Raw genomic sequence first — 11,959 nt, forward strand, 5'->3', positions numbered from 1 at the left:
GCCGCCCCCGCCCGACCCCCGCACCGCCCCGCCGCGCGACGCGTCCGCGAGGCGCCCCACCACGCCTCCCGTCCGCGAGGCCGTCAGCCGAGTCCCGGCCACTCCTCCGCGGTCATCGCGAACCGCTCGTGGTCGCGCCACGCTCCGTTGATGTGGATCATGCGCGGCGAGAAGCCCTCGTGCCGGAAACCGAGCCGCTTGGCCAGCGCGATCGAACGCTCGTTGCCCGGCTGCACGTTGACCTCCAGCCGGTGCAGCTCCAGTCCGCCGCGCGACGCGGGGGCGAAGCCGCGGTCCACGACCAGGGCCAGGCCCTCGCTCATGCGGCCGGTCCCCGCGTACGGCAGGTACGCGTCGTAGCCGATCGTCGCGTTGCGGAAGCCGCCGCGCACGATGTTGGCGATGTTGATCTTGCCCGCGATGCCGCCGTCGGCGAGGTCGACGACGAAGAACGTGCGCATCGTCGCGCCCTGTGCGGCCAGGATCTCCGGGAACCCGTCGGGCCGCGCCGGGTTCCACGCGGTGATGTGCTCCAGCGAACGCAGCACCGCGGCCCGGTACGCGGCCGCGTCCTGCTCCCGAACCGGCCGGATCCCGACCCGGTACCCGGGACGCGTGTACGCCGCCGTCACGAGGGGCCCCCGCCCGGCACGGGAAGTACGGGAAGTGCCATGTCCGTCTCCCGGACTACTTCAGGTAGTCCTCGAATCCCTTCGGGAGCTCGAAGTCCGTCGGGTCCGCGGCCCCGTCGCCCGGCATCTGGAAGGCGTTCGCGGCCCGCTCCTCGCGGCGCTGCGCCGCGGCCAGCTCCTCCTGCTTGCGCTTCATCGGGTTGCCCGACTGGCGCTTGCCCTTGGCCTGCTTGGGGGCCTTGCCCTTCTTCTTGCCGCCGCCGGCGCCCGGCATCCCGGGCATCCCCGGGAAGCCGCCGCCGCGCGCCATCGAGGTCATCATCTTGCGGGCCTCGAAGAACCGCTCGATGAGGTTGTTGACCTCGGTGACCGTGCAACCGGAGCCCTTGGCGATACGGGCGCGGCGGGACCCGTTGATGATCTTCGGGTCGTCGCGCTCACCGGGAGTCATCGACTTGATGATGGCCGCGACCCGGTCCAGGTCGCGGTCGTCGATGCTGTCGATCTGCTCCTTCATCTGCCCCATGCCGGGCAGCATGCCGAGCAGCTTGGAGATGGACCCCATCTTCTTGACCTGCTCCATCTGCTGGAGGAAGTCGTCGAGGGTGAAGTCCTTGCCGCCCTTCTGGATCTTCTCGGCGGCCTTGAGCGCGAGGTCGGCGTCGTACTTCTGCTCGGCCATCTCGATGAGGCTGAGCATGTCGCCCATGCCGAGGATGCGCGACGCCATGCGGTCCGGGTGGAACGCGTCGAAGTCGTCGAGCTTCTCGCCGTTGGAGGCGAACATGATCTGGCGGCCGGTGACCTGCGCCACGGACAGCGCGGCACCGCCGCGCGCGTCGCCGTCGAGCTTGGAGAGCACCACGCCGTCGAATCCGACGCCGTCGAGGAACGCCTGCGCGGTGGTCACCGCGTCCTGGCCGATCATCGCGTCGACCACGAACAGGATCTCGTCGGGGCTCACCGCGTCGCGGATGTCCGCGGCCTGCTGCATCATCTCGGCGTCGATGCCGAGGCGGCCGGCGGTGTCGACCACGACCACGTCGTACTGCTTCTCGCGGGCGTACTCGATCGAGTCGCGGGCGACCTTGACCGGGTCGCCGACGCCGTTGCCGGGCTCGGGCGCGTAGACCGCGACGCCCGCCCGCTCGGCGACCACGCTGAGCTGGTTGACCGCGTTGGGGCGCTGGAGGTCGCAGGCCACCAGCAGCGGCGAGTGCTTCTGCGTCTTGAGCCACTTGCCGAGCTTGCCGGCGAGGGTGGTCTTGCCCGCGCCCTGGAGGCCCGCGAGCATGATCACGGTCGGCGCGGTCTTGGCGAAGCGCAGCCGCCGCGTCTCGCCGCCGAGGACGCGGACCAGCTCCTCGTTGACGATCTTGATGATCTGCTGGGCGGGGTTGAGCGCCTGCGACACCTCCGTGCCGCGCGCCCGCTCCTTGACGTGCGCCACGAACTCGCGGACGACGGGCAGCGCCACGTCGGCTTCGAGCAGCGCGACCCGGATCTCGCGGGCGGTGGCGTCGATGTCGGCCTCGGAAAGGCGACCCTTGCCACGGAGGTTCTTGAAGGTCGCTGCGAGGCGGTCGGAAAGAGTGTCGAACACGTCGGCAGAGGTCCTTCGTCGCGGGAGTTGGGGTTGCGGTCCGCTCCAGCCTACCCGGGGAGCGCTCGCAAACGTCCCGAGCGGTCCGGCCGACTTGCGGCCCGGCTCCCGGTCCCGGGGGCGGGTCTTGGCCGCCCAAGGGTCGGCCCGGCCCGTGCCCAAGGGTCGGCCCGGCCCGTGCCCAGGGGCCGGCCCGGCGCACGCCCCGGGTCGGGTCTTGGCCGCCCAAGGGTCGGCCCAGCTCATGCCCAGGGGGCCGGCCCGTGCCCAGGGGGCGGCCCGGCGGCGCCCCTGCCTCAGGCGAGGGCCTTCTCCAGTGTCCTGGCCAACTGCCGGGCGGCGTCGGCGGCCAGCGGCTCCCCGTCGCCGTCCACGACGTAGAACGCGTCGACCGCGTCCGCGCCGTGCGTGCTCACGCGCGCCTGCCGCACGCTCACCCGGGCGTCGGCGAGCGCCTTGCCGATCCGGTGCAGCAGGCCCGGGCCGTCGTGGGCGCGCACCTCCAGGACGGTGGCCGTCTCGGACGCGCCGTGCACGACCTCCACGCGCGGGGGCGCGGGGACGGCCCCGCGCCGGGGGGCGTACGCCGCCTCCCGCCGCGCCAGCTTGCCCGCCACGTCGAGCCCGCCGTCCAGCGCGCGCCGCACGTCCTCGCGCACCGCGGCGGGGTCGGGGAGGCCGCCGAACTCGGTCTCGACGGTCCACACCGTGATGCCCGTGCCGTCCACGACGTCGGCGACCGCCGAGCGCACGGTGAGCCGGTGCAGGGCCAGCACCCCGGCGGCGAGTGCGAGCAGCCCGACCCGGTCGGGGGCCGCGACGGTGACCTCGGCGCCGTACGACAGCGGTTGCAGGGTGACCGCGAAGCCGCCCGCGCCGGCCCGCTCGAACTGCTCGGCCAGGCGTACCCGCGCGGTGTCGATGGGCTGCCCGACGGCGGCCGGACGGCCCGCCAGCACCGCCCGGGCCCGCGCGACCAGGTCGCGGCACAGCGCGTCGCGCCAGTCGCTCCACGCGGCCGGTCCGGTGGCCGCGGCGTCGGCCTCGGTGAGGGCGTGCAGCAGCTCCAGCGTCTCCACGCCGCCGATCGCCTCGGCGAACGCCGACACGGTGACGGGGTCGTCCAGGTCGCGGCGGGTGGCGGTGTCGACCAGCAGCAGGTGGTGCCGGACCAGGGTGGCGATGACGTCGACGTCGTCCTTGGGGAAGCCCATGCGGGCGGCCGCCTCGCGCGCGATGACCTCGCCGCTGACGCTGTGGTCGCCCGGCCAGCCCTTGCCGACGTCGTGCAGCAGCGCGGCCACCAGCAGCAGGTCGGGGCGTGCGACTCGGCGGGTGTGCGCGGCGGCCTGGATGGCCGTCTCGACCAGGTGGCGGTCGACGGTGAAGCGGTGCACGGCGTTGCGCTGCGGCCGGCAGCGCACCCGCTCCCAGTCCGGCAGCAGCCGGGTCACCAGGTGTTTGGACTCCATGGCCTCCCACACCGGGAGGGCGCTGCGGCCGGCGCCGAGCAGCGCGACGAAGGACTCGCGGACCGCGGGCGGCCACGGGTCGGGCAGCGGCGGGCTCTCCACCGACAGCCGCTCCACGGCGTGCCGGGACAGCGGCAGCCCGGCCTGCGCGGCGGCCGCGGCAGCCCGCAGCAGCAACCCGGAATCGCGCGCCGGGTTCGCGCCGTGCGCGAGGACCGCCTCGCCGCCGTGCTCCACGACGCCCTCGGCGAGCGGGCGGCGCTCGGGTCCGGGCGCGCGCCCGCGCAGGACCCGGCGCACGGGTCCGACGCGCGCCGCCAGCACGCGGTTGACCTCGCGCCAGGTGATGTCGAAGGCGTACGACATGGCGCGGGCCGACTCGGAGACGCGCCGCAGCAGGGTGTCGGCGTCCAGCAGGCCCAGGCCGCGGGCGACGGCGTCCTGCTCCTGGAGCAGCAGGCGGTCCCCGGCCCGGCCGGTGGCCAGGTGCAGCGCGTCGCGTACGTCGAGCAGCGTCGCGCGGGCGCCGTCCACCTCCTCGTGCGGGGCGTCCGCGACCCACGAGGCGGCCACGGCGCGCAGCGCGGCGGCGTCGCGCAGCCCGCCGCGTGCCTCCTTGAGGTCCGGTTCGAGGAGGAACGCCAGCTCGCCGAACTTCGCGGCGCGCTCGTCGCACGACTCCAGGAGCTCCGGAAGCCGCTTGGGGGCGTTGGTGCGCCAGGCCGTGAGGGCCGCGGTGCGGACCTGTCCGGTCAGGTCGGCGTCGCCCGCGACGTGCCGGGCGTCCAGGAGGCCGAGGTGGACGCGCAGGTCGTCCTCGGCCGCGCGGCGCGCCTCGTCGGGGGTGCGCACGGAGTGGTCGAGGGACAGGCCGGAATCCCACACGGGGTACCAGACGGAGTCGGCGAGGGCGGCGATGTCGCCGCGGCCGTCGTGCAGCAGCACCACGTCCAGGTCGCTGCCGGGCGACAGTTCGCGCCGGCCGTAGCCGCCGACCGCGACGAGTGCCACGCCCGGCCGGGCTCCTCCGGCCTCGTCCAGCAGTTCGGCGAGCCAGCGGTCGGCGAGGGCGGCCAGGGCGCGCCGTCTGGTCGGGCCTGTCTGGTCGTCGGCGCCGAGCAGCGCTTCGCGGTCGCGGGTGTAGCGGGCGGTCGACGGGCGGGGTTCCACGACGGGCGGCCCTCCTTGTCGGTGACGGCCGTGATCACCGTAAGTCATGATCGGCGATCGTCTCGGGTGCCGGGCCGAGGCGGGCGGGTGCCTCGGCCGACCGGTGCCCGGCCGTGGGCCTGCCGCGAGCGGCGGGCCCTTCCGGCCACGGCACGGTCGGGGGACGGCGCAAGCCCGCCCGCCGGGTGGGCGGTGCGGGCTCGCGTCGCGGTGCATGTCGCACGGGCGGTTCTGGGCGGGCGGTGCGCGCCCCGCGGATCCTCACGGTCCCGCGGGGAATTTGCGGACACGACTAGAGCGCCTCGGGGCCGCGTTCCCCGGTCCGGACCCGGACGACGCTGTCGACCGGGACCACCCAGGCCTTGCCGTCGCCGATCTTCCCGGTGCGGGCGGCCTTGACGATGACCTCCAGCAGTTCCTCGGCGTCCTCGTCCTCGGTGACGACCTCGATGCGGACCTTGGGGACCAGGTCGACCTGGTACTCGGCGCCGCGGTAGACCTCGGTGTGGCCGCGCTGCCGGCCGTAGCCGCTGGCCTCGGTCACGGTGAGGCCGTGCACCCCGTACGCCTGGAGCGCGTTCTTCACGTCGTCGAGCCGGTGCGGCTTGACGACCGCGGTGATGAGCTTCACGCGTCCACCTTCGTCTCGGTCGTCTCGGTCGCGCTCGGGGCGCCGGCGCCGACGGTCGCACTCGGGCGCCCGACCGAGCCGCCCAGGCTCGCGAAGTCGTAGCCGGTCTCGGCGTGCTCGACCTGGTCGATGCCGTTGACCTCGTCGTCCTCGCTGATCCGGAACCCGATGGTCTTCTGGATCAGGGTGCCGATGACGAACGTGGCGACGAAGGAGTACGCCATGACCGCGGCGACCGCGGTGACCTGCTTGACGAGCTGCTCGGTGCCGCCGCCGTAGAAGAGGCCCTCGGCGTCGCTCTGGATCTTGCCGGTGGCCAGCAGGCCGGGCGCGATCGAGCCGATGATGCCGCCCACGAGGTGGACGCCGACGACGTCGAGGGAGTCGTCGTACCCGAGCTTGTACTTGAGGCCGACCGCCCAGGCGCAGACCGCGCCGGCGACGATGCCGAGGGCGATCGAGCCCATCGGGCTGAGCGCGCCGCACGCGGGGGTGATGGCGACGAGGCCGGCGACCGCGCCGGAAGCGGCGCCCAGGGTGGTGAAGTGGCCGTCGCGGATCTTCTCCAGGGCGAGCCAGCCGAGGACCGCGGCGGCGGTGCAGATCTGGGTGTTGATGGCGGCACGTGCGGTGACGCCGTCGGCGCCGAGCCACGAGCCGGCGTTGAAGCCGAACCAGCCGAACCACAGGAGGCCGCAGCCGAGCATCACGAACGGCAGGTTGTGCGGGCGCATGGGGTCGCGCTTGAAGCCGACGCGCTTGCCGACCACGAAGACCAGGGCCAGCGCCGCGATGCCCGCGTTGATGTGCACCGCGGTGCCGCCCGCGAAGTCGATGACGCCCTTCTTGAACAGCCAGCCGTCGGCGGCCCACACCCAGTGCGCGACCGGGAAGTAGACGATGGTGACCCACAGGGCCACGAAGACCGCCCACGAGACGAACTTGACGCGGTCCGCGACCGCGCCGCTGATCAGGGCGGGCGTGATGATCGCGAACATGAGCTGGAAGATCGCGAACGCGGTGATGGGGATCGAGTAGCCGTCCCAGAGCTCGCTGAGCCCGATGTCGCGCATGCCGTACAGGTCGAGGTTGCCGACCAGCCCGCCGAAGGCGTCCGTGCTGAACGCCATCGAGAACCCGTAGAGCACCCACAGCACGGTCACGACGGCCAGGCAGATGAAGGACATCATCAGCATGTTGAGGACGCTCTTCACGCGGACCATGCCGCCGTAGAAGAACGCCAGCCCGGGCGTCATGAGCATGACCAGTGCGGCGCTCAGGAGTACGAAAGCGGTGTTACCCGTGTCCATACTCTGCCTCTCTTCTCCGTGCCCCGGCCGACCCCCGGGGCTCATGGGAAGGAGCTTCGAGCCGTGAGGTTTCACGGCGTGTCGCCGCGTGTTTCGCACGCGTGACGGTTCCCGCACGAGTGTTTCGGGAACGTGAACGCCTGCTCACGGCCGGATACGCAGCCCCGGTTCGGCCGCGGAGCCGGCCAGACGGCACCCACCGCGTCGCGACGCGGCGTGGTCGGCCCCTCACGCGTACGCGTGAGGGGCCGACCACGCCGCGTCGCGACGCGGCGTGGTCGGCCCCTCACGCGTACGCGTGAGGGGCCGACCACGCCGCGTCGCGACGCGGCGTGGTCGGCACCTCACGCGTACGCGTGCGTATGGAATGACATCCCGTCAGATCCGCCGACCGAAGCCGAATCGTTACTGGTCAGACGGGATGCGGAAACTGCCACCGTACGGTTGGCAAAGCCTGGACGGGCCGGTGAGACGGATCACTCGAATGCATTGACATTGATCGCACTCACTGCCGTAATTAATCACCGCGCTTAACTGACGGGTCGTCATGGCACGTGTCACCAACCGGAATCGCCCCGTCACCCCGCGCGCGGCCGGTGCGACGCACCCCGAGCGTCCCGCACCGGCACAGAGCTCCACACAGCCCCGAAAATCTTCCACACCGTCAGCCGACCAGACCTGCGAGAGGGGGTGACGCCGTCGTGTTGCGCCTGCTCGGTCGCAAGGTCCTTCATCTGATCCCGGTGTTGTTCCTGGTCACGCTCGCCACCACAGCGATGCCGGACATCATGAAGCTCGGCGATTCGTCCGCAACTCCGGTGGCGCCCTTGCTCACCGCCGACATGACACCCGCGGATGTCAAGGCGCTTGAGCACGAGTACGGATACGACCAGCCGCTGTTCGAACGCTACGGGCGGTGGCTCGGCGACGCCCTCCAGGGCGACCTGGGCACCGCCATGGTCAGCCAGCAGCCCGTGATGGAGAGCGTCAAGGACCGGTACCCGGTCACGCTCGAACTCGCGCTGGTGTCGCTGCTGCTGGCCCTTGCCGTCTCCGTACCGCTCGGCGTATGGGCCGCGGCGAAAGCGGGTCGACTACCGGACAAGATCCTGGGCGGCGTGTCGTCAGGCCTCCTGGCCGTGCCGCCGTTCATCAGTTCGATCCTGCTGGTCTACCTGTTCGCCGCTCCCGGAACCCTTGGACAGGTATTTCCGAACACCGGCTGGATCTACGCCTCCGATTCCCTGTCAGGGAATATCGAGCACCTGATGCTCCCGGCGATCGTCCTCGCACTCGCGGAGATTCCACAGTTCCAGCGATTGCTGCGCAGTGACATGCTGGGCACTCTGCAAGAGGACTACATCCTGACGGCCAAGTCGAAGGGCATGTCGTCACCGTACGTACTGTTCAGACACGCCCTCAGACCGTCGTCCTTCTCGCTGATCACCATCTCCGGCCTGACTCTCGGCCGCCTCATCGGCGGCACGGTGATCGTCGAGGTCTACTTCAGCATCCCGGGCCTCGGAAAGAACATCGTCGACGCGATCACGAGCAATGACGTCGTCGTCGTGCAGGGCACGGTCGTCATCATCGCCGTCGGCTACGTACTGCTGAACACCCTGGTCGACGTCGCCTACATGCTGATCGACCCGAGAGTGAGGGCGCGATGAGCCTCGTCGATACCGAGAACAGCCTCGGCCTGACCGAATCGGGCGTCGAGACGCCGGGTGAGGCCGCGGCCGAGCGCAAGGGCAAAAAGAAGAAGAAGACCGCCGGCCTGCTGTGGTGGTTCGCCATCACCTGGCTGTCGCTGATCGTCCTCCTGGTGATCATCGCGGACCTGCTGCCGGCCGAGTACGACCGGCCGATCGGCGACTCCAATCTGTCGCCGTTCCAGGCGTGGCCCGAGTTCCTGGGCACGGACTACCTGGGCCGCAGCACCCTGTCGCGCATCGCGGCGGGCGCCCGGACCTCGTTGATCGTGTCCACGGTGCCGATCGTCAGCGGCGTGGTCATCGGCGGTCTTCTCGGCCTGACGGCGGCGTACTTCCGCGGCATCGCGGAGACCGTGATCGACATCTTCGCGGACGCGCTGCTGGCCTTCCCGCCGCTGCTGCTCCTGCTCATGCTCTCGTCGGTGCTCACCCCGCCGAGCGTCTGGACCATCACCCTCGGCCTGTCGGTGCTGACCATCCCCGGCTTCTACCGGCTGACCAAGGCCAACGCGATCGCGCAGTCCAAACGCGAGTACGTCGTGGTGGCCAAGGCCATGGGGGCGAAACCCGGGCGGATCATGTTCAAGGAGCTCATGCCGAACACCGTCGCGACGATCATGTCGTACGCGGTGATCGTCATGGCGATCATGATCGTGGCGGAAGGCTCCCTGTCGTTCCTCGGCGTCGGCGTCCCCGACCCCGAGCCGAGCTGGGGCGGCATGGTCTACAAGGCGAAGGACTCCCTGGAGGACTACCCCGCACAGGTGTTCGTCCCCTGTGGCGTGCTCTTCCTGACCGTCTTCTCGCTCAATGTCATCGGCGACCGCCTGCGGGCGAAGTTCGATGTGCGCGACTCCAACCTGTAGTCGGCGCCTCTAGTCAGCCACAGACCCAAGTCTCGACAACGGGACTGTATTCATGGAGCGATTCATGGAACGGAACAAGGACGCACCCGCGTCGGATGTCCCGCTGCTGGAGGTGCAGGACCTCAAGGTTCACCTCAACACCCCGCGCGGCGTTCTCAAGGCGGTCGACGGCGCGTCGTTCCGCATCGGGAAGGGTGAAACCCTGGGCCTGGTCGGCGAGTCCGGCTCCGGCAAGTCGATGCTCGTGCGTGCCCTGATGGGCATCAGCCCGGCGATCGCCAAGATCAGCGGCAGCGTCAAGCTGGACGGCACCGAGCTGGTGGGCATTCCGCGCAAGCAGGCGCGGAAGACCTGGGGCAACGACATCGCCATGGTGTTCCAGGACCCCATGACCTCGCTCAACCCGGTGGTGCTGATCGAACGTCAGCTCACCGAGTCGATGCGGGAGCACATGGACATCTCCCGTGCGGACGCCAAGACCCGCGCGGTGGACCTGCTCAAGCTCGTCGGCATCCCCGAGCCGGAGAAGCGTGCGAAGCAGTACCCGCACCAGCTCTCCGGCGGCATGCGCCAGCGCGTGACCATCGCGATGGCCCTCGCCTGCGACCCCGAGCTGCTGATCGCGGACGAGGCCACCACGGCGCTCGACGTGACCGTGCAGCGGCAGATCCTGGACCTGTTGCAGGAGATCCAGGCGGACCGCGGCATGGGCATGATCCTGGTGAGCCACGACCTCGGCGTGGTGGCCGGGCGCACCGACGAGATCGCGGTCATGTACGCGGGCCGCATGGTGGAGCACTCCCCCACCGAGGAGCTGTTCCAGCACCGCAAGCACCAGTACACCGAGGCCCTGTTGGCCGCGGTGCCGCGCCTGGACGTCCCGAAGGCCCAGCGGCCCAAGCCCATCCCGGGCACGCCGCCGGACCTGGTGACGTTCAAGGGCGGTTGCGCCTTCGCGGCACGCTGTGCGGCGTCCGACGACAAGTGCGCGACCGAGCAGCCGCCGATGGTCTCCAACGGCAACGCGCTGCACCTGTTCGCGTGCCACCACCCTGTCGGGGGCGGGGCGGCCGAGGACGGGGCGTCCGACGACGCCGCGGCGAAGGCCGACACGAGTCTGAGCAAGGAGGTCTCGGCATGACCGCCGACACCCTGGACGGGGTGGCCCCCGCGCCGTCCCCCAAGGAAGACGAAGTCCTGCTCACCGTGAGCGACCTCGTCCAGCGCTTCCGGGTGCCGGGCGGCGTGATGAACGCGGTGGCGGGGGTCGGCTTCGAGCTCAAGCGCGGGCGGACGCTCGGCCTGGTCGGCGAGTCCGGCTGCGGCAAGTCGACGCTCGCCCGGGCGATCCTCCAGCTCACCAAGCCCACCTCGGGCTCCGTGCTGTTCGACGGGCAGGAGCTGACCAAGCTCAACAAGGAAGCGCTGCGCGTCATGCGCCGCCGCATCCAGATGGTGTTCCAGGACCCGATCTCGGCGCTCAACCCGCGCCGGAAGATCAAGGACATCGTCGGCGAGGGCCTGGTCATCGCCGGGGTGCCCAAGGAGGAGATCGAGCCCCGCGTCGCGGCGATGCTGCGCAAGGTGGGCCTCGACCCGGACCTGGTCTCCGAGCGCCGTCCGCACCAGTTCTCGGGCGGCCAGTGCCAGCGCATCGCCATTGCGCGGGCCATGGTGGTCAACCCCGACCTGCTGATCTGCGACGAGCCGGTGGCCTCGCTCGACGTGTCGGTCCAGGCTCAGGTGCTGGACCTGCTGGACGAGATGAAGGCGTCGACCGGAGTGTCGATGATCTTCGTGGCGCACGACCTCGCGGTGGTCCGCAACATCAGCGACGAGGTCGCGGTGATGTACCTGGGCACCATCTGCGAGACCGGGGACACGGACGCGATCTACGACTCGCCCGCGCACCCGTACACGCGGGCGCTGCTGGACGCCGTCCCGGCGCCGAACCCGGGTGCGCAGCACTCGGGCCCGGCGCTCAAGGGCGAGATCCCGTCGCCGATGAACCCGCCGAGCGGCTGCCGGTTCCGCACCCGCTGCCCGCTCGCGTCGCCGCGTTGCAGCTCCGAGGTCCCGCAGTTGCGCGAGGTGGCGCCGGGTCACCGGGTCGCCTGCCACTACCCGCTGGTCGGGGAGGCGGCACCGGAGCTGGTCGAGGTCTCCGCCTCGGCCGAGGCCGCGCCCGCGGACGAGGCGCCGGAGCCGGTCGAGGCCGCTGCCGAGACTGCTGTGGAGGCGAAGCCCGAGGCCGCCGAGGGCGATGCCCCGAAGGCGGCGGAGGAGTCGGCCGCGGCGGACGGGAAGGCCGAGTCGGAGAAGGACACCGAGGCGGACACCGAGGCGGACGCGAAGGCTGACGCGAAGAAGGACGCCAAGGCGGACGGCGAGGCCGACGAAAAGGCCGACGAGAAGGCTGCCGAGGACGACACCTCAAAGTCGGCGGAGGACGCGTCCGACGCGCCCAAGAACGCCTCCTGACACCCCGCACAACGCACCACCACTGCTGTACCGCGACACCACCAGCGCGCCGGGGGGCCGCCTGGACCTCCGGGTCCGG

General features: G+C 71.2%; 9 protein-coding genes. 4 read left to right on the forward strand and 5 right to left on the reverse strand.

Annotated elements, in window-relative coordinates; translation table 11 throughout:
- Window positions 1-83: 83 nt before the first annotated feature.
- The 5 genes from ACRX5S_RS12715 to ACRX5S_RS12735 all read right to left on the reverse strand — a co-directional run bounded on the left by ACRX5S_RS12715 (window position 84) and on the right by ACRX5S_RS12735 (window position 6,818).
- Window positions 84-632, reverse strand: coding sequence for a GNAT family N-acetyltransferase (locus ACRX5S_RS12715; protein WP_436772990.1), 549 nt, complete (start codon window positions 630-632; stop codon window positions 84-86).
- A gap of 55 nt (window positions 633-687) precedes the next feature.
- Window positions 688-2,235 carry a signal recognition particle protein gene (ffh, locus tag ACRX5S_RS12720; RefSeq protein WP_436772991.1) on the reverse strand — a complete coding sequence of 516 codons (1,548 nt, stop codon included), beginning with the start codon at window positions 2,233-2,235 and terminating at the stop codon, window positions 688-690.
- Window positions 2,236-2,531: 296 nt separating this feature from the next.
- Window positions 2,532-4,877, reverse strand: a complete 2,346-nt coding sequence (locus tag ACRX5S_RS12725; RefSeq protein ID WP_436772992.1) for a [protein-PII] uridylyltransferase — start codon at window positions 4,875-4,877, stop codon at window positions 2,532-2,534.
- Between the two features lie 292 nt (window positions 4,878-5,169).
- Entirely contained in the window at window positions 5,170-5,508 is a 339-nt protein-coding gene (locus ACRX5S_RS12730) for a P-II family nitrogen regulator (protein WP_358348032.1), read from the reverse strand.
- Window positions 5,505-6,818, reverse strand: coding sequence for an ammonium transporter (locus tag ACRX5S_RS12735; protein ID WP_436772993.1), 1,314 nt, complete (start codon window positions 6,816-6,818; stop codon window positions 5,505-5,507). The genes ACRX5S_RS12730 and ACRX5S_RS12735 overlap by 4 nt, the downstream gene beginning before the upstream one ends.
- A 701-nt stretch (window positions 6,819-7,519) precedes the next feature.
- Here ACRX5S_RS12735 and ACRX5S_RS12740 point away from each other — a divergent pair.
- The 4 genes from ACRX5S_RS12740 (at window position 7,520) to ACRX5S_RS12755 (ending at window position 11,880) form a co-directional block, all read left to right on the forward strand.
- On the forward strand, window positions 7,520-8,488 hold the full coding sequence (locus ACRX5S_RS12740) for an ABC transporter permease (RefSeq protein ID WP_436772994.1): 969 nt from the start codon (window positions 7,520-7,522) through the stop codon (window positions 8,486-8,488).
- The gene (locus ACRX5S_RS12745; RefSeq protein ID WP_436772995.1) at window positions 8,485-9,399 is read left to right on the forward strand and encodes an ABC transporter permease; all 915 of its coding nucleotides are present in this window, start codon (window positions 8,485-8,487) and stop codon (window positions 9,397-9,399) included. Before ACRX5S_RS12740 ends, ACRX5S_RS12745 begins: the two co-directional genes overlap by 4 nt.
- A 64-nt stretch (window positions 9,400-9,463) precedes the next feature.
- A complete protein-coding gene (locus ACRX5S_RS12750) occupies window positions 9,464-10,540 on the forward strand; it encodes an ABC transporter ATP-binding protein (protein WP_436772996.1) in 1,077 nt (358 codons plus the stop codon).
- Window positions 10,537-11,880 (forward strand): oligopeptide/dipeptide ABC transporter ATP-binding protein, encoded by a 1,344-nt coding sequence (locus tag ACRX5S_RS12755; protein ID WP_436772997.1) that lies wholly within the window; start codon window positions 10,537-10,539, stop codon window positions 11,878-11,880. Before ACRX5S_RS12750 ends, ACRX5S_RS12755 begins: the two co-directional genes overlap by 4 nt.
- The last annotated feature ends 79 nt before the right edge of the window (window positions 11,881-11,959 follow it).

It is taken from the genome of Yinghuangia sp. YIM S09857, from assembly GCF_051388915.1.
Lineage (GTDB): Bacteria > Actinomycetota > Actinomycetes > Streptomycetales > Streptomycetaceae > Yinghuangia.

What these genes read in the sequence shown, in the direction of transcription:
- ACRX5S_RS12755 (WP_436772997.1), top strand. Translation starts at nt 10,537, where the DNA reads ATGACCGCCGACACCCTGGACGGGGTGGCCCCCGCGCCGTCCCCCAAG.
- ACRX5S_RS12745 (WP_436772995.1), top strand. Translation starts at nt 8,485, where the DNA reads ATGAGCCTCGTCGATACCGAGAACAGCCTCGGCCTGACCGAATCGGGC.
- ACRX5S_RS12750 (WP_436772996.1), top strand. Translation starts at nt 9,464, where the DNA reads ATGGAACGGAACAAGGACGCACCCGCGTCGGATGTCCCGCTGCTGGAG.
- ACRX5S_RS12735 (WP_436772993.1), bottom strand. Translation starts at nt 6,818, where the DNA reads ATGGACACGGGTAACACCGCTTTCGTACTCCTGAGCGCCGCACTGGTC.